Genomic DNA, 23,842 nt, shown 5'->3' with positions numbered 1-23,842 from the left:
TCGGCTAAGTCTGAAGGCTTAACAGTCACGAACCTGGAAAATAATTCTCCTAGAAGATTGTGATCTTGAAAGATCGTGATTGTGCGGAAGCGTTGGGGCAAGGGGCTTAAGCCCCTTGTCTTCTGGGGAACTGGGTTAGGATAATTTGGGCTAAGTGGGTGCTGAATTCAGATCAAACCGGCGTATTCAGCATGAGTGACAGCAGGATCAGAGCTGGCCAGAATTGGGTAGGTAATGATTTGGTTTTATAAAACTTCCTTGGTTCACAAGAATCATGAAAAAAACAATATTTTCGGTGGCGCTCTTTGGTAGCGCTTTTTTACTATTTTGGGTGCAATTTATTGTTGCCAAAAGCTTGCTACCTCTGTTGGGAGGAACCCCGGCCGTTTGGAATGTTTGCCAGGCTTTCTTTCAAATTATGCTGTTGGCCGGCTATGGCTATGCGGCTTGGTTGAGCGATCGCCCGTCGTTGCGCTCTCAGTTTTGGATCCATGGAGTTGTGGCGATCGGGGGCGGTTTGGCGCTTTGGGGTCAGTTCAACCAAGTCTTTAGTCAATCAACCATGACTGTCGATCGCCCCTTAATGGCGCTGCTCCAAATTTTGTTTTTAGGGGTGGCTTTGCCATTTTTTGCCCTCTCAGCAACGGCTCCCTTGTTGCAACGGTGGGTATCGCAAACTCGCTTAGATTTGGGCAAAGATCCCTATGTGCTTTATGCCGCGAGTAATGCGGGCAGCTTGTTAGGGGTTTTGGGATATCCAGGGGCCATTGAGCCGCTATTTTCTCTGATGGAGCAGCGACAATTTTGGCAACTGGGCTATGGGGTTGAGCTGCTCCTAATTGGGGCCTGTGTGCTGATCACCTGGCGCGATCGCAATTGGAATTCTTTGGGCGATGCAAATAATTTAGAACAATTTTCGCGATCGAAACAACCACCAGGATCAGAAAACTTTGAAAGCTTAGGAGACTTTAAAAAACTCGAAAAACTCGAAAATTTAGAAGAATTGACAATATTACAAGAACAATTAACCACCCTCGGTAATGCACCAGCCAGTTCAAAAAATGGCGCAGTGGTCAACCGCTTGGCGTTTGCTTCCGAGCCTGACAGCTCGCCAAACAAACCCTTGCAACCCACTTGGCGCGATCGCCTCCAATGGGCCCTATTTGCCTTTTTGCCCGCCAGTCTATCCCTGGGCGTAACCACCTATGTCACCACAGATTTGGCGGCGGTTCCTCTCTTTTGGGCAATTCCCCTCAGCCTCTATCTACTAACCTATATTGTCGCTTTTTCCAATTGGCGATGGAGCGCGATCGCTTACCCATTGGCGATCGCTAGTTTGCCATTATTGGTGACTCCATTGGTGTTTTGGTCGCGGTTGGATGGGGCCCAAAATCTGTGGGTCATGTTGCCATTTCACTGGCTGGGGTTTGCGATCGCGGCCTTTGTTTGCCATCAAACCCTGGCGCTCATTAAGCCATCCGTAACCTACCTGACGCAGTTTTATTTCTGGATTGCTTTGGGGGGAGCCTTGGGCGGATCGTTTAACGCGATCGCTGCGCCCTACCTGTTTCCCACAACCCAAGAATATCCCTTGGTGTTAATTTTGACGCTGCTGTCGGTGATTAACTCCCACCGCTTGCCCAAGTGGAGTTGGATCGCGATCGGGCTGGGATTTGGGGCGTTGCTAGCAGGCATTAATTTCAATCATTTAGCTGATTATTGGGCCGCTTACTGCGTTGCCTTTGGTTTGCTGACAGCGATTGGCTGGGCGCTACAATTGCGGAAAACAAAGCTCATTTCTGCCGGTCTTGCAATTATTTTAATGATGCAATTTTCCGTGGGCTTACGGGGCGAGGTGCTGCTAATCGATCGCAGCTTTTTTGGGGTGAATCGGGTGGTGCGCGATCGCTCACGACAGGTCATGTCCTTGCTTCACGGCTCCACACTCCACGGCCAACAAAGCTTGCTGCCCCAACGGCGCGATCGACCGCTCACCTACTTCACAGAAACGGGCCCGATCGGGGAATTTTTTGCGGGGTTTAATCAATTTCGGCGCGATCGGGTTGCGGTTTTGGGCTTGGGCATTGGTACGTTGGCCAGCTATGCCCAACCCAATCAGCAATGGACATTTTATGAAATTGATCCTACGGTGAAATTCATTGCCCAAAATCCCGCCTATTTCAGTTTTTTGGAGTTGTCCAAGGGCAAGGTGGCGGTGGAAATTGGGGATGGCCGTTTAAAAATGCAAACGGTGGGCGATCGCTCCCTAGATTTGGTGATTATGGATGCCTTTAGCTCCGACTCCATTCCTGTGCATTTAATTACCCGTGAAGCCATTGCCAGCTACCTGAATAAACTAGCTGATCGGGGCTTGATCTTAGTCAATATCACCAATCGCTATCTTGACCTGTTGCCTGTCTTGGGAGCCATTAGCCAAGATTTGCGTTTAACGGCGATTCATCGCTGGGATTTGCGAATTTTGGAATCAGAAAAAGCAATCGGTAAAACCCCTTCCCATTGGGTGGCGATCGCCCGCGCTCCTCAGGATTTGAATTGGTTAATCGATCGGCCCCAAACCCAATGGCAACCGGTTCCGCCCCAACCACCCAGCCAACTTTGGACAGACGATCGCTCCAGTTTGCTATCGGTGATTCGATCGCGCTAAATCCGTTCCCTATTGGTGGGCAACTTGAGCGAACTTGATCCCTGAAAACCTATTGGGGCGGTAATCCATCGAGCGTAATAATCGATTCCAAAATCGGCTTAGCCGCCGGAGCCGCCACCACCCCACCGGAACCACCCGGAGGTTCATCAAAAATCGTCATCACCACATATCGAGGATTTTCAACGGGAAAAATGCTGACAAAACTAGCAATCACAGCCCCGCGCCGATAGCCGCCCCGTTCGTCTTGTTTTTGGGAAGTGCCGGTTTTGCCCGCAATCCGATAACCCGGAATTTGGGCCCGTTTGCCCGTGCCCTGAGACACCACGGTTTCCATCATTTTCAGCACCTCGCGGGTGGTGGCAGCAGAAAAAACGGGAATCGGTTCCGGGTGGGCCGGTTCCCAATAGGGTTGCCCCTCAACGGTGCTGAGGCTGTCCACAATGTGGGGCGTGACGAGCTTTCCCCCATTGGCCAGGGCCGCGATCGCCCGCACCAGTTGTAGCGGTGTGATGGCAACCCCTTGGCCAAATGAGGTGGTGGCGCGGTCAATTTTGGAGGCTAAAAAAGTTTGACGATCTTTAATTTGTCCAGAAGTTTCAAAGGGCAAATCAACCCCGCTGGTTTGATTAAAACCCAGGCGCTGTAAGTATTGATAAAACACGCCTGGATCCAAGCGCAAACCAATCCGCACAGTGGCAACATTGCTCGAAGTTTGAATCACTTTGCTCAGATTTAACTTCCCTAACCTGGCAAAGTTGAAATTGCGAATGATTCGATCGCCCACTTGCACCGAACCATTGTCATCAAAGGTGTCATCCAGACTCAACACCCCCGAATCCAGCCCCATGGCCATCACCAGCGGCTTGAAGGTTGACCCCGGTTCGTATAAATCCGAAACCACCCAATTTCGGAACCGGGCAACATCTGCCTCTGAGTAGCGATTGGGATTGTAGTTGGGTTCACAAACCAGGGCCCGAATGGCTCCCGTTTGGACATCCAGGACGATCGCAGCTCCCTTCTTGGCGCGGCTAGCGGTCATTTGAGCCTGCACGGCGGCCCGGGCGGCCCGTTGCAATCGCAAGTCAAGGGTTAATTTGAGCTGTAAATCGTCTAAATAGGTCAACTGGTTCAGCCGATCGTTTTCCAGGCTGCCCAAGCGCGGCAGGGCATAGCCACCGGGGGCCCGCTCCAGGGTCACGGGACTGACCGATCGCGCCAACAGTCGCCCCATGGAATATTCCAAACCGGTCTTACCTTGGCCGTCGAACAGGTTCACATAACCCACAATCTCCGCCGCCATCTCGTTTTGGGGATAGACTCGGCCGGGCCGCTCATGCAACTCCAACCCATCCAAGGCCGTGCGCCGAATCCGTTGGGCCTGGTCTTCCGTCAGGGACTCATGGAGCCGAATGCCGCTGCGGCCCCGCTCCAATTTTTGGGCCACCTCCGTCACCGGTTCCTGCAAAATCGAAGCCACCAGGGCCGCCACCACGGATTTGGGCTTGTTGAATAGCTTGGGGTGGGCGTAAAGGGTGTAGGTGACCCGATCGAGCGCCAGCGCCACCCCGCGCCGATCGACAATGGAGCGGCGAGGCGCAAAGGGTTTGACCGTTACCCGTTGTTGGGCGCGGGCCCGGCTGGTGAGGGTTTCGCCCTGAACGCCCTGCAACCACACCAACCGCAACAGCAACCCCGCCACGGCCGCCAGCAAAACGCCGCCCACAACCGTCACCCGTTGGCGGGACGGGTTCACCTGGCGTGGGTCGGGTAACCGGGCGCGAATTTGTCGCCAGGTTTGCTCCCATTTTTGGGTCAGTGAGTCATCCCGATCGGGCGTTGGCCCTAACCAAGATCGAGGGCGCGATCGAGGGCGCGATCGGGTGCTGGGGCCCGGTTCACCGGAGCGATCGCCCCGTTGCCGAAATGCTTTGACGTTGAACGCTTCCAAGGGCCAATCGTCTTCTGCCCCTTGCCAATCGGCCGCCGATCCAAAGCTGTGGCGAGATCGCGCATCCCGATCGCCCGAGGCAGCATCTTCAGCGGGGTCAAACCGACTCATGGGCAGGCACAATCAATCGCAAGCGGTAACAGATCAAATCTTAAGGGGCGGTGGAGCGTTTGTGTGGGGAATAAATCGATAAAATAGCCTCGTCCCTGTGGTCTCAAAGCTTCTGGGCTGTTTCTTTCCCCAATTTCGTTCCCCAAGCGATCAATACTTCATTTTTTGAAAGGTGCAAGGTGTTTATGCGTGTTTTAGTGATGGGTGGAACGCGGTTTATTGGCGTTTATTTGACCCGATTACTGGTGGAAAAAGGTCATGAAGTCACCCTATTGAATCGTGGTCGTAAGCCCTCACCCGTGGAAGGCCTGGAAGTCATTCAGTGCGATCGCACCCAAGGCGATGAATTGAAATCAAAACTAGCCCATCGGCACTTTGAATGGGTGTTTGATAATAACGGTCGCGAACTCAGCGACACACAACCGCTGGTGGAAGTGTTGCGCGGCAAAACCGAGCATTTTCTCTACATGAGTTCGGCTGGTGTTTACCTGAAAACTGACCAATTGCCCCACTGCGAAGCAGACCCCGTTGATCCCAAAAGTCGCCACAAGGGCAAACATGAAACGGAAAGTTATTTAGCCCACCACGACGAACCCTTCACATCGTTTCGACCAACCTATATCTACGGGCCCCTGAATTACAATCCGTTGGAATCTTGGTTTTTTGATCGGATTGTGCGCGATCGCCCCATTCCCATTCCCGGCAACGGATTACACATCACCCAACTGGGCCATGTGGCTGATTTGGCCAGCGCCATGGTGGCGGCGGCGGGTAACTCCAAAACCATCGGCAAAATCTACAATATTTCGGGCGATCGCTACGTCACCTTCGATGGTTTGGCGCGAGCCTGTGCGTTGGCGGCCGGTAAAGATCCGGAGCAATTGCAACTGATTCATTACGATCCCAAGCAATTTGATTTCGGTAAGCGAAAAGCTTTCCCGATGCGCGTGCAGCATTTCTTTGCCAGCAATCAACAAGCAAAACAGGATTTGGGTTGGCAACCTGCCTACGATTTGGTTTCTGGGTTGCGAGATTCGTTTGAAAATGATTACTTACCGTCGGGAGCCGATCGCGCGGAAGTGGACTTTTCAACGGATGAAGAAATCCTGACAGCCTTGGCTTAAATCTGTCGAAAACTCTTGCGAAATCGTGAGGGGCAAGGGGCTTAAGCCCCTTGTCTGGCTGTGTTGAGAATGTCCACTAATGAAGAAATCCTGACAGCCTTGGCTTAAATCTGTCGAAAACTCTTGCGAAATCCTGAGGGGCAAGGGGCTTAATCCCCTTGTCTGGTTGTGTTGAGGATGTCCACTAATGAAGAAATCCTGACAGCCTTGGCTTAAATCTGTCGAAAACTCTCGCGAAATCGTGAGGGGCAAGGGGCTTAAGCCCCTTGTCTGGTTGTGTTGAGAATGTCCACTAATGAAGAAATCCTGAAAGCCTTGGCTTAAATCTGTCGAAAACTCTTGCGAAATCGTGAGGGGCAAGGGGCTTAAGCCCCTTGTCTGGTTGTGTTGAGAATGTCCATGGATTTTGATTAGGGTCGAGAGCGACCTGTGAGCAGAAATCCGAGGCGAATGATGCAGGTGACGATGACACAAACCAGCCCGATCGCCCCGGCCAACATGATCAATTCCAACAGGGCTAACCCGTTGCGCAACAGAGGAATCAGGCTGACCACCCCGATCGTAATCACCGGCAACAGCAACAAATCCCACCGCTCGATCGTCCGCGACTGTTGCAGCGCCACCAAAATAATCAGCAACCACAGGCCCGGCACGGCCGCCTCAATGCCGAACAATTGCCCCAAACTTTGCCCAAAGTTCCAAATTAACGTGCCCTGAACACCGGTAAACAGGCTGTGGCTGATCCACTCGCGTGTGCTGAAGGGTGTGCCCGATCGGGCCTTGCCCTTGCTGGGTTTTGGGGAGGTGGCGGGTTGCGGTTGGGCTGAAGCTGGCGGATGGGGCGCAAGGGGGGCGGGGCCGGCGGCCACGGGCTGAGAGGTGCTGAGTTTGGGGGGTGCGCTCAAAATTTGCAAACTGGGCTGGCCCGCGCCGGGATTCACCAACGGCAAAATGGTCACCTGATCAAGCCGCGCCAGCACCTCTTGGGCCGAGCTGAACCGTTGATTGGGCGTGAGCTGCACCAGCCGATCGAGCACCACGGCCAACTCATCGCTCACCGTCACCCCCGATCGCCAGCGCCACTGGCCCTGAAACGAGTCATAAAGGGTTTCAGGGGCTTGCCCCGTTAACAACACCAGGCAAGTAACCCCCAGGCTATAAAGATCCGTGGATGGAAACACCATCCCGCCAGTCACCTGTTCTGGCGGCGCAAACCCCGTGGAATAGATGCTGGTGGATTGGTTGCTGGATGCTTGGGCCGCCAACCGCACGGAACCAAAATCTAACAAAAACAGCCGCCCATCCCGCCGCCGCATCAGATTTGAGGGTTTGATGTCTCGGTGAATGGCTCCCCGATCGTGAATGAAATGCAGCACCTTCAGCACTTCTCGCAACACGATTCGCGTTTCCGCTTCTGAGAAAGGGCCCCGATCCGCTAGCTCTTCTTCTAGATTTTGCCCGTCAATGAATTCCTGAACAATGTAGAAATAATCCTGCGTGCGATCGCCCGTCGGAGTGGGAACCGTGAGCGGAAAAAAAGCAAACAGATCCGGAATTTGGGGATGTTCATGGCCCAAGGATTCCAGCACCGCCGCTTCCTTAACAAACAAAGATTGGGCCAGGGCCAGGCGATCGCCCTGAAGATCGGCCGGTGGCAAAAACTGCTTCACCACACATTTACGGGCTGCGGGGGTATAGCGATCGATAGCCAAATAAGCCGCTCCGAAGCCACCCTGCCCCAACAGGCGAATTGGTAAATAGCGACCCCCCAAAATTTGCGGCATCCCGCAGCGCGAACAAAACTTTTGCCCCACAGACACCAAGGTCTGGGGGTGATCCAAATCAGGAAACTCGTTCCGGGGGCGATCGCACCCCGGCCTTGTGCAGTAAACCTCCATGGGGATTGCCTTCGGTCGCTGCCTCCAGTCTAAGCCAGGGCCCGCGACGGCTGGCAATTATTCCCCAGAAGGTCGATGGTTTAGATTTCTGATCAACTTTCTGATCAACCGGTTTCTGAGAGGTTGTTTGAAAAGCCAAAATTGCTACTCTCTACGCCCTAGCGATCAACGTAGACAAGAGGCTTAAGCCCCTTGCCCCCAAGACCATTAGTGCTTGGCCCATGCCAAAAGATACTTTTCAAACATCCTCTGATCAAAATTTTGAAATTGGTTTCCGATTGGGTTGCCTATTGTTTTTTGATCACTTGTTTTCTAAAAATCGGTTAATCCAAGATTGATTAGTTTGAGATGAATCAATGCCAAATTGCTTAATCCAAGATTAATTAACCCAAGATTGCTTAATCCAAGATTAATTAGTTTGAGAAGGATTAATGCCAGATTGCTTAATCCAAACTAATCAGCATTTCCGGTTCCGGAGAGCTAGGAGCGCTCGGGGGCGGTGGATATAAATCAGCCGAGGCAAAATGGGGCAAAATGTCGCGAGTAAAAGCCTCTGCGGCCTTAGAGCGATAGCGATTGGGGTTGGTGATCACCTTCAGGATTCGCTCAACCCGAAAGTTTTCAATTTGGCTGCGGTGGAGGTGGCCTAATTGCAGTTCTTTTTCGATCGCCGCTACGGAGACAAAGGCCGCGCCGAGACCTGCTTGAACTGCGTTTTTAATGGCTTCGATCGAGTTCAATTCCATATCCACCTTGAGGCGGCGGGTGTCAATTCCCGACTGACTCAAAACCGTATCAATCACTTTGCGGATGGTGGATTGGGAATCAAGCGCAATGAAAGACAACCCATAGAGATGTTCCCGATCGATCAGGTCGATTTGGGCTAAGGGATGTTGAGGCGGCAAAATCAGCGCCAACTCATCGCGAGCATAGGCCAACACTTCCAAAGACTCTTGCAGCTCGGCTGGCACTTCGCCGCCAATGATGGCCAGGTCGATTTGGCCATTCGACACGCTCCAGGAGGTGCGGCGGGTGGAATGCACATGCAACTGCACCCCCACCTCGGGATATTTGTCGTGGAACATGCCAATCATCCGAGGCAGCAGATAAGTCCCGGTGGTTTGGCTGGCCCCCACAATCAGGGTTCCACCTTGGAGGTTTTGCAAATCTTTGATCGCCCGGCAGGTTTCCTGGCAAAGGGTCAGAATCTTTTCGCCGTAACTCAGCAGCATGTGGCCTGCTTCGGTTAGTTGGGCCCGGCGACCACCGCGATCGAACAGGGGCACATCCAATTGGCGCTCTAGGTTTTGTACCTGCAAGCTCACCGCAGGTTGCGAAACATAGAGGCTGTCGGCGGCCCGCTTAAAGCTACCCTCGGCGGCGATCGCCTTGAGGATGCGGAGTTGGTCAAGCGTGAATGGCAAATCGGACATAGACAGTACTACAGCCTGGAGAAAGCCATCGAGTGGAATGGGATGGACATCGATCGGGAGTTGGCAAAGAAAGCCGTTGCTCCAAGATGTCGTGGCGCGGTCGGGCGAAACAGCACAGGGCGAAATAACACGAGGCGCAACAACACGAGGCGCAACAACACAGGGCGAAACAGCCTTTTGGCGCAAGGTAGCACTGGGAGAGGCCCCCAACGACAACCATCAGGGCCGGCCCAAGTTCACCGACCCAAATTCACCAACCCACCATCCCAGAGAAAGGGGGCGTGAATTGGGAGGTCACTGGGCGATTGAACCGTCAGCGGTGAACCGAAGGCGATCGAACGGTGACAAATGATCATCAACCTAGGATCTCATCTCGACCTAGCCGCACGATCGCCCGTTCTTCATTATTCTGAAGCAGACCCCCACCATTTGATTAAAAACATTTATGAGAAAATTTCGGTTCCCTGATAGACACAGAATCAATCCCTACGGCGCACCGACCAAAAACCGGTAAATTCCTATCCTGGAGTGCTGAAGCTGGTTACTGTCGTCTCCGGCTATTTTCGGTTGTCTTCGGCTATTTTTGGCGATTTCCAGCGATTCCTGGCCGCCTCTGGCCATCTTCGGTCGTTTCTAGTTTTGCCCGTTTGGATTAACGATCCTCCCTCTGCCCTTACCGCCGATTGCGTGATTGATTGCACCATGATTTCCATTTTCTCCCTTGGATCTATCGGCTCGATCGGGGCAATGAGTTCCCTTCTGGGTTTGGCCCCTTGGCTCACTCCCGCCTGGTTTCCCGCCAGCCATTGGATCATGCTGGGTCTGTTGGTGGGGTTTGCGGTTTTGCACAGCGGCCTGGCAGCCCTGCGGATCAAAGGCGAAGCCCTAATTGGTGCGCGGGCTTACCGGGTTTTGTTTGCCTTGGTCAGTTTGCCGGCTGCGGGATTGTTGATTACCTACTTTTTCAACCATCGCTACGATGGGATCCAACTTTGGCAACTGCAAGGGGAAACCTGGGTGCAGCCGGTGGTTTGGATCTTGTCGGCCATTTCGTTTTTGTTCCTTTATCCGGCCACCTTTAACCTGTTGGAAGTGGCCGCTGTGGCCAAGCCTCAGGTTCACCTGTACGAAACGGGCATTATTCGGATCACTCGCCATCCCCAGGCGATCGGGCAAATTATTTGGTGTGTGGGCCATGCCCTTTGGTTGGGAACCAGTTTCATGATGGTGACCTGTGCCGGTTTGATTGCCCATCACCTGTTTGCAATTTGGCACGGGGATCGGCGCTTATATGGCCGATATGGCGATGCATTCTTAAAAGTCAAGGAACGCACATCAATCATTCCTTTTCGGGCAGTTTTTGACGGCCGCCAAACCCTTCAGCTTGCGGAATTTTTGCGCCCGGCCTATGTGGGGGTCACGGCCTTTGTGTTGGGATTTTGGTGGGCCCATCCGACGCTCATTCGGCTAACGGCTAGCGTAAACTGGTAGGTATCGATCGCCGGGGACAGAAGACATTTCTAGATTGGTTTGCGTGATTAGCCTTCCTGAAATGTGCCAAATTCCCGGCGATTTTTGATTATTTTCGTTTATTTCTCGTCCAGCGTTTTTTAATATTTCTTTGCCGGTTCATAATGCTAGATACCATGGATGACTCCAGCTTCGATCGGGAAGTGCTACAAACGCCCGGTTTGGTGTTGGTGAACTTTTGGGCCCCTTGGTGTGGATTGTGTCGTTTGATTGATCCCCTCCTGAATAAGCTGCGATCGGACTGGGGTGAGTCGGTCAAGTTGGTTAATGTCAATGCAGACAGCAATCTGAGATTAGCCAATTCCTATCGCCTCACCACCCTGCCGACGGTGATTTTATTTCAGGATGGAAAACCAATTTTTCGGCTCGATCGCTTTGAAGGCAAAGAAGAGTTTTTGCGCCACCTAAACCGTGCTGTGAATCAAGTGGAATTGTCTCGATCGCTTACGTCCTGAGCAGTTTCCAAGCCGCCGTCGGTTCAAAGCCCCCTAAGAGGATGTCTGAAAAGCCAAAATCGATACTCTGCACGCCTCATCGATCGACGGAGACAAGGGGCTTAAGCCCCTTGCCCCCACGACTATTGGTGCATTGCCCGTGCCAAAAGACACTTTTCAGACATCCTCTAAAATCGCCGATTGTGCCCTGGCCGACTTGATTGGCGACTTGCGCGATCGGGGTGGGTCTGCTTTGCTGTTGGCGAACTCAATCCCGCATCAGTCTCTTACTGCCATTTTATGGATTGGTATCGCGTCCTTCGTCCGTTGGTATTTTCGCCCTTGGCTCCTAGCCCCGAACGGGCCCACGACCAGGCCATGGAGTTGTTGCAGGGGTTGGCTCAGTTGCGGCGATCGGCCACGGGGCGATCGATGCTGGCCAACCTGCGCCATTGGTTCACTGCCCAAACACCGGAACTGAGTCAAACCCTCTGGGGCTTGAAGTTCGAGAACCCCGTGGGTCTGGCGGCTGGCTTTGACAAAGATGGGGTAGCCGCCGGGGCTTGGGAGCAATTGGGGTTTGGTTTTGCGGAGTTGGGCACGGTGACGCTCCATTCCCAGCCGGGCAACCCGCAACCTCGGCTATTTCGCCTGCTGCCCGATCGCGCCGTCCTGAACCGGATGGGATTCAATAACCAAGGGGCTGCGGCGCTGGCTGAACGGCTGGCCGCCCTTCGTCCTTCCCCCTGGGAAAATCCCAACATCCCGATCGGGGTCAACCTGGGTAAGTCCAAAATCACCGAATTGGAAGGGGCCGCCGCCGACTATTTGGGCAGCTTCCGGCTACTGAAGAACTGGGGCGATTATTTTGTGGTGAATGTGTCTTCGCCCAACACACCCGGCCTGCGATCGCTCCAGGATGCCGATCGACTTGGGGAAATTTTGGACAGCCTTCAGCAAAACAACCAAGGCCAGAAGCCCCTGTTGGTGAAAATTGCGCCGGATTTGGAATGGAGCGCGATCGATGACGTAGTTGGCCTGGCCCAGCGCTTTGGCCTAGCGGGGGTGATTGCCACCAACACCACCATCCGCCGCGACCAACTCCAAACCAAAACCCTGAAGCAGACGGGCAACCCGGTCACCGCCGAAGCCGGGGGCATTAGTGGCCAACCCCTGCGCGATCGAGCCACGGAAGTCATTCACCATATCTATCGTCAAACCGCCGGCCAACTGCCCATCATTGGCGTGGGGGGAATTTTCAGCGCCGAGGATGCCTGGGACAAAATTGCCGCCGGGGCCAGCCTCGTGCAGGTCTACACCGGCTTTGTCTACGAGGGGCCAGGATTGCCCCGCCGCATTGCTGAGGGCTTGGCGGCCAAGCTGGCGGAGCGTGGCTGGTCATCCATTACCCAGGCGATCGGCTGTCACCATGGCTCCTTGGATTGATCGGCTCGATCGATTTGATCGAATCGATCGATTCAATCAATTTAGTCAGATCGAATCGGGCAAAGGAAATTGGTCAAAACCATCACCGTTGCTACGGGAGAGCGATAGAATTCAACCTGTAAAACCCCTTTCATGAGTTTTTGACCAATGAAAGCTTGGATGAAATCGATCGCCCGTCGCGCTAGCCTGCTGGTGGCTGCCGTCGTTCTGTTTGCCGGTGTGTTGTTCGCCGTGGCCCCCAGCGCCCTGGCCGAAACCCGCAGCGTGGAAATGACCAACCTGTTGAAGTTCTCCCCCGAAACCGTGACCGCCAAGGCTGGCGACACGATCGTCTGGTCGAACCCCGCTGGTTTGCCCCACAACGTGGTGTTGGAAGATGCCTCGAAGTTTGACGCGGCTGAAGTGAAGAAACTGGGCCAACTGCTGGGCAAAGGCGAAGCTGGCTTCACCCTGCCGAGCGACCTGCCTGCTGGCACCTACAACTACTACTGCGCACCTCACCGGGGCGCTGGCATGGCTGGCAAGATTGTGGTTCAGTAACCACCGGCTAATTTATTAGGCTGACTACATTGGCTGACTACAGGTTGTGGCAAGCCGGGTAGACCAAAAAATTGCGATCGAGCGATCGTGGAAAACGCGATCACTGGCATAGCTCCTCAAGGGCTAATACCACGCTCAAAATCGCTAAAACTGACAGGATGATTGGGATCTAGGCTGATGGACTAGGAGCGACCTGGCTCCATCACTTGATAGGCTTTCGGTTGACAAGTTCTTGATTGATAGGTTTTTAATTCACGAGGTTTCGGTTTTTTAGATCAGCTTCAGTTGGCTTCAGTCGGCTTTAGGTCAGCTTTAAATCAGCATTGTTTTTCCTTGCTTGAGACCAGTATTAATGCATTTGAAGATCGGCGCGCAAATCAAATGGCGAACGGAACGCTAACGGTATTAACAGGCCCCAGCGGCGTGGGCAAGGGCACATTGGTGAAGCTGTTACGCGAACGCCATCCCGATTTGTATTTATCCGTTTCTGCCACCACTCGATCGCCCCGTGATGGCGAAGTGGACGGGCAGGATTATTTTTTTGTGTCGCGCGATCGGTTCATGGCCATGGCCGAAGCCGGTGACCTGCTGGAGTGGGCCGAGTTTGCTGGGAACTGCTATGGAACCCCGCGCCAACCGATCGTGGAGCGTCTGGATCGGGGCGAGCAGGTGTTGTTGGAAATTGAGTTAGAGGGAGCACGCCAGGTCAAGACCACGTTTCCCGAGGCGTTGCGGGTGTTTGTGTTGCCGCCGTCGCTGGATGAGTTGGAACGACGGTTGCGATCGCGTGGCCAAGATGCTGAAGCGGCGATCGAGCGGCGTTTGGCCCGGGCCCGCGAAGAGGTGGCCGCCGCCGATGAATTTGATCAGCAGGTGGTGAACGACGACCTAGACAAGGCGCTGATTCAACTGGAAGCGATTATGTTCTCCCCGATCGCAACCCCTGCGGCTGACGAAAGCTGATTAAACCCGGCCAAAGCCAGTTCCCAGACTTTTCGCGAACCGAAATCATGGGTCTTTGGGGCCTGTTTTCATTGCCCCAATCGTCGTAGCAAGGGGCTTCGGGCCTGTCGTCATTTCCATCTCCGTAGGGGTTGGGTCTCCCAACCCTAACCCGGGCGATCGCCACAACCCTGGCCACCCCTGGGAACACCCAAGGATCACGGGAACTGGGTGGGGAAACCCCGCCCCTACGACTGATTGGTTTGAAGAACGAGGTCATCAGGGTTTCAGGCGATTTGACGACGGGCCCTAATCTTCCGGGAGGTCATCCCGTTCCAGGTCATAGAGCACCTTCTCCAAATACCAATCCTCATCCATGTTGGGATAATGTTCGCGGGCCCGATCGAGCAGGGTTTGTGCGATCGCTTCCTGGCCGCCAACCCGCCCCAACAGCCGCTGCCAAAGGGGATTTTGGGCTTTTTGGGGCAACCCCGGAGACAAGTTCACCGGCTGTTGCAACATCTTGAGCTGTTCCAAGGTGGTGCGATAGCGTTCCCAGTCGTTGCGATCGCAAAACAAGCTGGCGGCGGTTTGGTAGTCCTCGATCGCCTGTTTCAGGTTTTCTTGGCGAACGGCCGCTTGGGCCCGCAACAGCAAAATGGCGGGTCGATCGCCCCCCAACTCCAACGCTCGGTCATAGTCCCCGATCGCCGCGCTGTAATTTCCCAGTGCCTGTTGGGCATCGCCCCGAGCCATCCACAGCAGCGAATTTTGGTCATCTTGGGCTAAAGCTTGGTCTAAATCTGCTAACGCCCCCGCCCGATCGCCCATTTCCAGCCTGGCCCTGGCTCGGTAACGGTAGAGCGTGGCATCAGCCCCACCCCCTTGAATCGCCCGGTTGCAATCCGCGATCGCCCCTTGCCAGTTGCCTTGCTTAATGCGCACCGCTGCCCGACAAGCCAGCGCCTTTGGATCCTGTGGATCCAACTTCAGGGCCCAATCTAACTCCGCGATCGCCCCCTGCACATCTCCCGACTCCGCCCGGTTCAAAGCCTGGGCATAAAAGGCTTCTGGGCGCATCATTGCGCCCACGGGTGCGCCCGCATTGGGTGTACCTGTATTGGACGTGCCCATACTGGACGTGCCCGTGGTGGTGGCCTGCAAACTGGCCAACGTGGGCGGTGCATTAAATGGTGGCAACGGTTCCGTCAGCACGGGCGGACTGGCGTTGGGTTGTAGCTGTTTCAGTAAATCCAAACATTGCCGGGCCCCCACGGGATCGCGGCGATCGAGATAAAGCTCCGTTGCCTTGCGTAGGCTAACGATCGCGGCGGCCAGATCTCCTCGTTTGCGCAGGGCCGTTGCCTTCAGTTGGTGGGCCGCTGGATTTTGAGGATTGAGCTGAAGCAGGCTGGCTAAATCATCCAACGCCCCATCAAAGTGATCCAAAACCACACGAACCAAGGCTCGGCCATAGAGAGCCGGTTGATAATCGTTGGCCAGTTCGATCGCCCGTGAATAGTCAAAGGCGGCCTGTTGCAACCGGCCCATATCAAAATAGGCCAAACCCCGCCGGTAATAGGCTTCAGCCCAATGGGGATCCGCCGCAATAGCTTGGTCAAAGCAAGCGATCGCCGCTGCTTGGTCGCCTTGCTTTGCCTGCTCGATGCCCTCCCAAAAGGCCGCATTATCAGTCATCACGCCGCCTCGCTGATCACATACCGACCGCCATCATTAGGGCAATCCTAGCAATTGGTAGAGAGCTTGCGGTGATTTGTATCAATCCATACGGATTTTGAAGCAAACTTCCTCGAATTTCCGCCCCTAATTCCTCATCAATAGGGCTAATCATCGACAGCCCTTGATGAAGACCGGGCCAACTCACTCATAATGAATGCGGAGCTGTGGATTGCTGGTTAATTCTGCCGCGCTGCGCCTGGCCACTCGGCTTGGTGGTTGCTGCAAGCTGTCTACCGCTCGATTCATCCGACAGTTGATCCAGCAGTCCATCCGGTAATCCAGTCGGCGATTCAATTCGGCGATTCAATGGGGATTCAATAACGAGCACCTCAGTTCGTGCCTCTAGTCGGAGATCTGGAGATCTAGTACATCGGGAAATGCATCAGGCAACCCATCAGGGTCTTGGGATGAATGGGTTAGGATCAGGTGATCGCGCGGCTCTGTGCGGCGATAAACAGCCCTAGCACTGTTTAAGTACTGATTTTGGATATTAATTTGGATATTAGATTTGGATATTAGTCATGATCAACTAGCCCCAAGCTGCCCGCCTACTCCTTAGCGATCGCTGGGGACGTTGCTCATGACCAGCCAGCCCCATCGGCCCAAACACTGCATCACGGCTGCCGAAAACGATTCAAACGATTTCACTGATTCAGGCGTTTGCTTTTTCCTATCCTGTGCTTGATTCTCACCAAATTATTCCCGCTGTCCGTTCCCTGTCCCTGGGCGAAGCTGGCTACCTGGCGGCAACGCAAGCGCTGGTGATTTCAGCGGACAAAACTATCGCAGACATGGTGCAGCATCTTCAGGGAATTCACCCATCGCAGATTGCTGAATCACAATTGATTGTGCTGGTGTTGCCGACGGCCCAGGGCGAGAAGCCGATCGGGGTGCTGACGGTGAGCGAGCTGGCCTGGGCCGTGGCGACCCAGCGGGAATTGGCCACCTCTGCCCTCATGAGCCTGGCTAGACCGCCCGTGACCTTGCCCGCTCAGACCAATTTGCAAACCGCTTGGGACACGTTTCAGGCTCAAAAATGCTCCTGGTTAGTGTTGCTAGAGGAGCAGGGAGTTTTTGCGGGGGTCATTTCCCGCACTGCCTTGTTGGAAGCGGTGGTGGAACGGGGCGGCCTGGCTGGTCAGTCGTCAGAATCAGCCCCAGAATCAGACTATTCCCCGCTAATTTGTTCGCAGCCGGTGCATGGCTACTGGTCCGCTGGTTTGACCCATTTCCTGGGACAAGTGGGCGATGGGGTTGCCCAAGTGGTGAACGATGGGGTTTGGGAATGGAACCTAACGACCGATCGCCTGGTGTTGTCGCCTCGGTGGAAGGCCCTGTTGGGCTATGGCCCCTCGGAGTTGGCCGATGAGTGGGCCACTTGGGAACAGCGGTTGATCGAGGAAGACCGATCGACCCTGAGCAATTTGCGGCAGGCGGTGCAGGTGAACCAGGCCAACTGCATTCAACTGATTCAGCGGTTTGAGCACCGCAACCAAAATATTGTTCATGGCCTGGTACGGGCGGTGCGCCACAGCGCGGTCAATGGAGATGATGTCCTTTGGGGCGTTCTGACGGACATTAGCGAGTTGGCCCGTACCCAACAGGAACTGGCGGATATTCTCGACAGCTCGATCGATGGGATTGCTGCCCTACGCACGATCCGCAACGGAGCCGGGCAAATTGTGGATTTTTTGTGGACGGCGGTGAACTCCTCCGCAGAAATGGTGCTGGGGCGATCGCGCAATCAACTGCTGAACCGACAACTGCTTGATCAAGTACCCCTTGTGCGCCAAGACGGCCTCTTTGAAGCCTATGTGCGGGTGGTGGAAACGGGCCAGGCCTTCAGTCGATCGCTCCGAGTCACCCAATCGGATGGCCGCGATGCTTGGTTGCAACTCACGGCGGTGAAATTAGGCGATGGTCTGACCCTGACTTTTCGGGATGTGACCCAAACCAAGCAGGCCGAACAGGTGCTTCAGGAAACCAATCAACAGCTAGAGCGCCGCATTGAAGAACTGAAGTTTCGCAACCGCGAAATGGCACTGCTGAGTGAAATGATTGATTTCCTTCAGGTTTGCGTGACCGTGGAGGAAGCCTACACGGCCGTGGCCGACTTGGTGCAAGCGCTGTTTCCCGGCTGTTCCGGGGCCCTGTTTACCCTGGAATCGACCCGCGTGGCCCTGGAGGCGGTGGCCACCTGGGGCCCTGACCCGATCGGGGAAACCCTGTTCTATCCCGATGATTGCTGGGCCCTGCGTCGTGGCCGCATCCATTGGGCCGAACACAAACACACGGGGTTGCTCTGTCGCCATGCCCACCCCCTGGGCCCCCAAGCGGAATCCCTGTGTTTGCCGATGATGGCCCAAAGCGAAACCCTGGGACTGCTGTATCTTTGCACCCCGCAGCACGATTCCCTCTCAGCCCCCAAGCAACAGCTCGCCCGCACCGTGGCGGAGCAGGTGGCCTTGGCCATTTCCAACCTGCGATTGCGGGAAACCCTGCAACAACAAAGCATCCGCGACCCGCTCACCGGCCTCTATAACCGACGCTATTTGGAGGAAGCCCTGGAGCAAGCGGTTTGTCGGGCCCGGCGCGATCGCTCCCCGATCGGGGCGATCATTTTGGACATTGACCATTTCAAGCAATTCAACGATACCTTTGGCCACGATGCCGGGGACCTGGTGTTGCAGGAAGTGGCGCAATTTCTGCAAAGTCGCATCCGAGGCTCCGATATTGCCTGTCGCTATGGTGGCGAAGAAATGACGCTGATCTTGCCCGGAGCCACCCTCGAAGAAACGGTGCAACGGGCGGAGGTGATGTGCCAAGAGCTGAAGTATTTGTCCTTGCGTCACGGAGGGCAAACCCTGGGCGCAATCACGGCCTCCTTTGGAGTGGCCAGTTTTCCGCAACATGCGGTTACCGTAGCCACCCTGTTGCAAGCGGCCGATGCTGCTCTTTATCAAGCGAAATGGGCCGGGCGCGATCGAGTGGTGGTTGCCCAAAGTTAAAAGTCGTTTTTGAAAGCAATATTGCAGGGCTAATCAAGCCTCAAAAAACACAATTCACCCCCTCTCATCAGACCAAAAAGTTTAATAGAAAATTGCCAGCCAAATAGTTTCCACATCCGGGTCAGTCCAAGCAACCCGGTGCTTCTGGTGAGCGGGAATATTGAAATAGTCACCAGGCTTTAGCTCAACTACGCCCTCCGGTAGTTCCAAATGGGCATGACCTTGCAGCACCAAAACCCACTCGGATTGCGCTTGGTCATACCAAAAGTCGGGATCCGATCGATGTCCTTTCGATAAAATTCGCTCAATTTTGATCTCGGGCGTTTGCAAAATCGTTTCAAAGATTTCCTCGGGCAGCTCGATCGGGAGATTTTGGAAGAGGTTATTGGTAAAGGAGGTCATTTTGAGATCTGCTATATTTTTCAATGTTCAGAATTGAGAAATTTCGTTCAGTTCAAGAACTCGATCTGAAATCTGAAATGAATCTCTAAAAATCTGAAATGAATCTCTAAATTTATGAGAATTGATGAATCGCGGCTACATTAAAAACTCAGCTAGGGTTTTCAGATGGTCACTGGCGGCCGATACTGCGATCGGCAATCGATATCCTCCACCATGACAAGACAGCACTGGACAATGAAAACGATGCGCAGCTTTTAAGGTGATCTTCGTTAGTTGCACAAAGTCTTCATTCGTCCAATCGGTTGTATCTTCTCCGCAATCCTTTCGATGTGCGTCATATCCCGAGAAGATAGCGATTAAATCGGGTTTCCAAGGTAAATGATTGAACTTGTCCCGGAATACTTCAATGCTGCTCTGTCCTTCATAAAATTCACCACCCAAGCCATCTTCTGCAAGAGCAGCGCGTGGAAAATTCTTAGGAATAACTGGAATATTGCAATGACCCACGCGATCGGCTTGTTCCGTAGTTCCCCACTGAAGGCCAGAAGCCTTGGCCATGTAAATATCTACAGTACTATGAATACTAATACAATAAACAGATGAGTCATGGCTGAAAATTTCTTGAGTGCCATCACCATGATGAATGTCCCAGTCAATGACAACGACTTTGGCAAAACCATTCAGTTGGGCATAGCGTACTGCTGCCGCTAAAGGATTAAGTAAACAATATCCATGACCCCATTCACGATGGGCATGGTGACCAACCATACTAAAGCAATAAGCTCGCTGGAGAATGCCCTGTTTCATCCGATCAATGGCCTCTAACATACCGCCCAAGCCATATAGATAGCCTGGAATTGCATACTCAAGTCCTTGACAGTCAGAACCAATGGCTGGTAACGAAAGACTGGTCTGATCCAATGGGCGATCGAGCGCTTTCAGAATTAGCTTTTTCAGATAGGACTGACTATGAACACTGGCATAGTCTGTTAACTGAGCTTTCCTAAGGGGCAAGGACTGATATTGTGAACAGCTTTGAGCAAGGGCTTGGCAAACTTGCCGATAATAAGGTAATGAATATCTGCCGAATGTAATATCTTCGAGTGGCTTGGACAGGTTGAACGATTGAAGATGAAGATAGGTTGCGAAGCTCATCTTTGTTTATGATTGATGAACGTGGTTAACGAATGATGTAAGCCAATAAAATAACCTGAATAAATTTTGAATTTGAAATTAAGATTAAAAAATAAAATTAGTCTAAAATTTGAAGAGTCAATATTAAACAGAGTCAACATTAAATATTGATTGACTTCTACTAAATCAAAAAAGCTAAATCATGATCCTGGTAGATCACTTGGTCTAACCTGATTACCCTTGTGATTTAACAGCAGACTATAGAGATGGTAGCCTACTTGCCTTGAGCTTTGGGCAAATATTACGGGCTTCTAGGGATTAAACGCAGTCATTGCTCGATGGTTATGTTAAAAATAACTACGGCGAGTCTGGGATGAGCCAATGATTTTCGTGCCCAAGACCATCAATCATTTGCCAAGCTGACTCAAATTTTTCAATTTGTCAGTAATTTTTCGCTAGTCCATCGCAGTTAGGGGCAATCCACCATGTCGCGGAACCGGTTTTTGGAAGCATTTTGGGGTTTGAGTGCAGATGAAGCGCGATCGTTTCAACTTCCCGGAGCCAAGCCCCACTATCTTCCCGATCGCCCGGTGCGGACACAACATGTGGCCCTTGATTTGGTGTTGGACATTCCCAATTGTCGGGTAGCGGGAACCTGCTCGATCGACCTGTTGCCCGTGCAAGATGGGGTCGATCGCCTGGAATTAGATGCGGTGGCCATGCAAATTCAAGGGGTTCGGGTGGGCGAAGCTGCCCAGCAATTTGAATATGATGGCGAAAAGTTAGCGATCACGCTGTCGGAGTCAACTCAGCGCGATCGCGCCTTCAAATTAGTCATTGACTATCAATTAGATCGTCCCCAACGCGGCATTTACTTTGTGCAGCCCACGGCGGACTATCCCAATAAAAATGTACAAGTTTGGACCCAGGGAGAGGATGAAGATTCTCGCTTCTGGTTCCCCTGTTTTGATTTTCCAGGACAACTCTGCACCTCGGAAATGCAGGTGCAAGTGCCCAATGGTTTGCTCGTACTCTCGAATGGAGAGCTGATTAATCAGACAACCAAGGGCAAAACCACCACTTACCATTGGCATCAAAAACAGCCTCATCCCATTTATCTGTTTACTCTGGCCGTGGGAGATTTTGCAGAGATTAAAGATGAGTGGCGCGGCCGACCTGTGAGCTACTACACCGCTCAGAATCGGGCTTCGGAAGCCCAGCGCACCATGGGCAAAACGCCCGCGATGATGGATTTTCTCAGCGAAAAATTTGACTATGACTATCCCTATAGCAAGTATGGTCAAGCTTGCATGGAGGATTTTATTTTTGGAGGCATGGAAAATACCTCCATGACCCTGTTAACCGATCGTTGCTTGTTAGATGAACGAGCCGCGATCGATAATCGTAATAGCGAAGCTTTGGTGGTTCATGAACTGGCGCACCAGTGGTTTGGTGATTTGCTGGTCATTAAGCATTGGTCCCATGCTTGGCTGAAAGAAGGCATGGCCACCTATTCCGAAACCCTCTGGACTGAGCATGAATATGGATCGGAGGAAGCAGCCTATTATCGCCTGGGTGATCAGCGGGCCTATTTAGGGGAAGATCGGCGGCGCTACCGACGGCCCATGGTGACCCATGTTTATCGCGAGCCGATCGAACTCTACGATTGCCATACCTATGAAAAGGGCGGCTGTGTTTATCACATGCTGCATCAGGAATTAGGTGATGATTTGTTTTGGAAATCGATTCAAACATTTGTCAAAAATCACGCCTTTGGTGCTATCGAAACGATCGATCTCTTGCGAGCGATCGAACAGGCAACGGGTCGAAATTTGTTGTTTCTGTTTGATCAGTACGTGTTTCGGGGAGGTCATCCTGATTTCAAAGTTGCCTATAGCTGGGATGGAGAAAATAAGATTGCAAAATTGACCGTGACCCAAACCCAAGCCAAGGAAGGGGATTTGGAGACGCTGTTTAATTTGAAAATTCCAGTGTCCTTTGCGACCCTCAGCGGTGAAGCAGCCAGCCCTGCTCCGAAATCGAAGAAGTCGAAAAAAGTAGCGGCTCCCGCCCCTAAGGTCACGTTCAAAACCGTGAAGCTGGCCATTCACGATCGGGAACAAACTTTCTACTTACCCTTGGAGCAAAAACCAGATTTCGTCAGTTTTGATCCGGGGAATCATTGGCTGAAAACGGTGGAGCTAGATTATCCGCTGCCGGAATTGAAAGCCCAATTGCAGTTTGATCCTGACCCGATCTCCCGAGTATTTGCGGCCAAAGCGATCGCCCAAAAGGGCACGCTGGAGGCCTTGAATGCTTTGGCCCAATCCCTGACGAGCGATCGCTTTTGGGGGGTGCGTGCCGAGGTGGCAGAAAATCTGGCCACCATCGGTTTAGATGGGGTGTTGGCGGCCCTGAAGCCGGGGTTGAAGGATTCGGATCCCCAAGTGCGTCGATCGGTGATTCAGGCCATTGCCTCCCTCAAAACCGAAGCAGCTTATTCAGCGCTGGAGTCGATCGCCAAGAAGGGCGATGCCAGTTACTACACCGAGTCGGCGGCCTTGGCGGCCATCGGGTCGATCGCGGCGGCCCAGCCGGCCTTGGCCGATCGGGCGATTGCGTTGCTCAAATCGGCCCTGAAAAAGCGATCGGGCTGGAATGAAATCGTTCGTTCCGGGGCCGTCAGCGGCCTGAGCGCCCTCAAGACCTCTGCCGCCGCCCTGGATTTGGTACTGGAAACCAGCCAACCGGGCATTCCCCAATCCCTACGCTTAGCGGCAATTCGGGCCCTGGGCGCGGTGGCCAACGGCCAAGAAGCCCCAGCGGTCGATCGGGTGTTGAATGCACTGCAAACCTATGCCCGCGAGAGCTTTTTCCTCACCCAAGTGGCGGTGGTGGTTGCCCTAGGACAAATGGAAACCACCAAGGCGATCGGGATTTTGCAAGGGTTGGCCAGCCAGTCGCCCGATGGCCGCGTGCGCCGGATGGCGGAAGAGGCCGTGAAGCGAGTGCAGCATAATGCGGGTTCCGATCGCGCCTTGGATCAGGTGCGCCAAGAGCTAGATCAACTGAAAAAAGACAACCAAACCCTGCGATCGCGCCTGGAAGACTTGGAGGCAAAATCAAAACCGCAACCCGCGAGCTAGGGCCCGTCGTCATTTCCTGGGATCCAGTGAGAACGGTTGATCTTCCATCCCCTAACCGCCCTAAACAAGGGGCTTAAGCCCCTTGTCTCCCACGATCTGCTAACGGTAGATCATGGGTTGCGGGTTAAACGATGACCAGTCCTCAGCCCCTTGTCCCCCACGATCTGCTAACGGCAGATCATGGGTTTCGGGTTAAACGATGACCAGTCCTCAGCCCCTTGTCCTCCACGATCTGCTAACGGCAGATCATGGGTTTCGGGTTAAACGATGACAAACCCTCAGCCTCTTGCCCCCACGATCTGCCAACAGGGGAATCAGGGTTTCAGTCCCGTTGCAGGGCC

Annotated in this window: 15 protein-coding genes; 9 read left to right on the top strand and 6 right to left on the bottom strand. The window is 53.4% G+C overall.

The window, feature by feature from the left end; all coding sequences use genetic code 11:
- Positions 1–274: 274 nt before the first annotated feature.
- Positions 275–2,665, top strand: a complete 2,391-nt coding sequence (locus AC2IAX_RS05040) for a fused MFS/spermidine synthase (RefSeq protein ID WP_494389610.1) — start codon at positions 275–277, stop codon at positions 2,663–2,665.
- 49 nt (positions 2,666–2,714) lie between these two features.
- Here the strand turns inward: AC2IAX_RS05040 and AC2IAX_RS05035 are convergent, their stop codons facing one another.
- Positions 2,715–4,724 carry a peptidoglycan D,D-transpeptidase FtsI family protein gene (locus AC2IAX_RS05035; RefSeq protein ID WP_494389609.1) on the bottom strand — a complete coding sequence of 670 codons (2,010 nt, stop codon included), beginning with the start codon at positions 4,722–4,724 and terminating at the stop codon, positions 2,715–2,717.
- Positions 4,725–4,909: 185 nt separating this feature from the next.
- On the opposite strand from AC2IAX_RS05035, the gene AC2IAX_RS05030 reads away from it, so the two are divergent.
- Complete coding sequence (locus tag AC2IAX_RS05030) at positions 4,910–5,848, top strand: NAD-dependent epimerase/dehydratase family protein (RefSeq protein ID WP_494389608.1); 939 nt, start codon at positions 4,910–4,912, stop codon at positions 5,846–5,848.
- Positions 5,849–6,258: 410 nt separating this feature from the next.
- On the opposite strand, the gene AC2IAX_RS05025 is transcribed toward AC2IAX_RS05030, so the two are convergent.
- Together AC2IAX_RS05025 and AC2IAX_RS05020 are read right to left on the bottom strand one after the other, a co-directional pair.
- Positions 6,259–7,746, bottom strand: coding sequence for a protein kinase domain-containing protein (locus AC2IAX_RS05025; protein WP_494389607.1), 1,488 nt, complete (start codon positions 7,744–7,746; stop codon positions 6,259–6,261).
- A 443-nt stretch (positions 7,747–8,189) separates the two neighbouring features.
- On the bottom strand, positions 8,190–9,179 hold the full coding sequence (locus AC2IAX_RS05020) for a LysR family transcriptional regulator (protein WP_494389606.1): 990 nt from the start codon (positions 9,177–9,179) through the stop codon (positions 8,190–8,192).
- Positions 9,180–9,926: 747 nt separating this feature from the next.
- On the opposite strand from AC2IAX_RS05020, the gene AC2IAX_RS05015 reads away from it, so the two are divergent.
- The 5 genes from AC2IAX_RS05015 to gmk all read left to right on the top strand — a co-directional run bounded on the left by AC2IAX_RS05015 (position 9,927) and on the right by gmk (position 14,092).
- Positions 9,927–10,670 (top strand): NnrU family protein, encoded by a 744-nt coding sequence (locus AC2IAX_RS05015; protein ID WP_494389605.1) that lies wholly within the window; start codon positions 9,927–9,929, stop codon positions 10,668–10,670.
- Between the two features lie 143 nt (positions 10,671–10,813).
- Positions 10,814–11,164: a thioredoxin family protein gene (locus AC2IAX_RS05010; protein WP_494389604.1), complete on the top strand. Its 351-nt coding sequence runs from the start codon at positions 10,814–10,816 to the stop codon at positions 11,162–11,164.
- Between the two features lie 279 nt (positions 11,165–11,443).
- On the top strand, positions 11,444–12,589 hold the full coding sequence (locus AC2IAX_RS05005; protein WP_494389603.1) for a quinone-dependent dihydroorotate dehydrogenase: 1,146 nt from the start codon (positions 11,444–11,446) through the stop codon (positions 12,587–12,589).
- A 147-nt stretch (positions 12,590–12,736) separates the two neighbouring features.
- Complete coding sequence (locus tag AC2IAX_RS05000; protein ID WP_494389602.1) at positions 12,737–13,129, top strand: plastocyanin/azurin family copper-binding protein; 393 nt, start codon at positions 12,737–12,739, stop codon at positions 13,127–13,129.
- Between the two features lie 381 nt (positions 13,130–13,510).
- Complete coding sequence (gmk, locus tag AC2IAX_RS04995; protein ID WP_494389601.1) at positions 13,511–14,092, top strand: guanylate kinase; 582 nt, start codon at positions 13,511–13,513, stop codon at positions 14,090–14,092.
- 288 nt (positions 14,093–14,380) lie between these two features.
- Here gmk and AC2IAX_RS04990 read toward each other — a convergent pair whose 3' ends face one another.
- A complete protein-coding gene (locus AC2IAX_RS04990) occupies positions 14,381–15,769 on the bottom strand; it encodes a tetratricopeptide repeat protein (RefSeq protein ID WP_494389600.1) in 1,389 nt (462 codons plus the stop codon).
- A gap of 719 nt (positions 15,770–16,488) precedes the next feature.
- Here AC2IAX_RS04990 and AC2IAX_RS04985 point away from each other — a divergent pair.
- Positions 16,489–18,819, top strand: a complete 2,331-nt coding sequence (locus tag AC2IAX_RS04985; protein ID WP_494389599.1) for a diguanylate cyclase — start codon at positions 16,489–16,491, stop codon at positions 18,817–18,819.
- Positions 18,820–18,900: 81 nt separating this feature from the next.
- Here AC2IAX_RS04985 and AC2IAX_RS04980 read toward each other — a convergent pair whose 3' ends face one another.
- Together AC2IAX_RS04980 and AC2IAX_RS04975 are read right to left on the bottom strand one after the other, a co-directional pair.
- Positions 18,901–19,221, bottom strand: a complete 321-nt coding sequence (locus AC2IAX_RS04980) for a cupin domain-containing protein (protein WP_494389598.1) — start codon at positions 19,219–19,221, stop codon at positions 18,901–18,903.
- Between the two features lie 135 nt (positions 19,222–19,356).
- Complete coding sequence (locus AC2IAX_RS04975) at positions 19,357–20,376, bottom strand: histone deacetylase (RefSeq protein WP_494389597.1); 1,020 nt, start codon at positions 20,374–20,376, stop codon at positions 19,357–19,359.
- A gap of 464 nt (positions 20,377–20,840) precedes the next feature.
- On the opposite strand from AC2IAX_RS04975, the gene AC2IAX_RS04970 reads away from it, so the two are divergent.
- The gene (locus AC2IAX_RS04970; RefSeq protein WP_494389596.1) at positions 20,841–23,501 is read left to right on the top strand and encodes a M1 family aminopeptidase; all 2,661 of its coding nucleotides are present in this window, start codon (positions 20,841–20,843) and stop codon (positions 23,499–23,501) included.
- The last annotated feature ends 341 nt before the right edge of the window (positions 23,502–23,842 follow it).

The sequence above is a fragment of the Limnothrix sp. HT2024 genome (assembly GCF_059138625.1).
Note: the sequence above shows the minus strand (reverse complement) of the source record. Positions and strands in the feature narration are given on the sequence as shown.

Excerpts from the sequence above, each read along its gene's own strand:
- AC2IAX_RS05040 (WP_494389610.1), top strand. The coding sequence starts at position 275 with ATGAAAAAAACAATATTTTCGGTGGCGCTCTTTGGTAGCGCTTTTTTA.
- AC2IAX_RS05035 (WP_494389609.1), bottom strand. The coding sequence starts at position 4,724 with ATGAGTCGGTTTGACCCCGCTGAAGATGCTGCCTCGGGCGATCGGGAT.
- AC2IAX_RS05030 (WP_494389608.1), top strand. The coding sequence starts at position 4,910 with ATGCGTGTTTTAGTGATGGGTGGAACGCGGTTTATTGGCGTTTATTTG.
- AC2IAX_RS05025 (WP_494389607.1), bottom strand. The coding sequence starts at position 7,746 with ATGGAGGTTTACTGCACAAGGCCGGGGTGCGATCGCCCCCGGAACGAG.
- AC2IAX_RS05020 (WP_494389606.1), bottom strand. The coding sequence starts at position 9,179 with ATGTCCGATTTGCCATTCACGCTTGACCAACTCCGCATCCTCAAGGCG.
- AC2IAX_RS05015 (WP_494389605.1), top strand. The coding sequence starts at position 9,927 with ATGAGTTCCCTTCTGGGTTTGGCCCCTTGGCTCACTCCCGCCTGGTTT.
- AC2IAX_RS05010 (WP_494389604.1), top strand. The coding sequence starts at position 10,814 with ATGCTAGATACCATGGATGACTCCAGCTTCGATCGGGAAGTGCTACAA.
- AC2IAX_RS05005 (WP_494389603.1), top strand. The coding sequence starts at position 11,444 with ATGGATTGGTATCGCGTCCTTCGTCCGTTGGTATTTTCGCCCTTGGCT.
- AC2IAX_RS05000 (WP_494389602.1), top strand. The coding sequence starts at position 12,737 with ATGAAAGCTTGGATGAAATCGATCGCCCGTCGCGCTAGCCTGCTGGTG.
- gmk (WP_494389601.1), top strand. The coding sequence starts at position 13,511 with ATGGCGAACGGAACGCTAACGGTATTAACAGGCCCCAGCGGCGTGGGC.
- AC2IAX_RS04990 (WP_494389600.1), bottom strand. The coding sequence starts at position 15,769 with ATGACTGATAATGCGGCCTTTTGGGAGGGCATCGAGCAGGCAAAGCAA.
- AC2IAX_RS04980 (WP_494389598.1), bottom strand. The coding sequence starts at position 19,221 with ATGACCTCCTTTACCAATAACCTCTTCCAAAATCTCCCGATCGAGCTG.
- AC2IAX_RS04975 (WP_494389597.1), bottom strand. The coding sequence starts at position 20,376 with ATGAGCTTCGCAACCTATCTTCATCTTCAATCGTTCAACCTGTCCAAG.
- AC2IAX_RS04970 (WP_494389596.1), top strand. The coding sequence starts at position 20,841 with ATGTCGCGGAACCGGTTTTTGGAAGCATTTTGGGGTTTGAGTGCAGAT.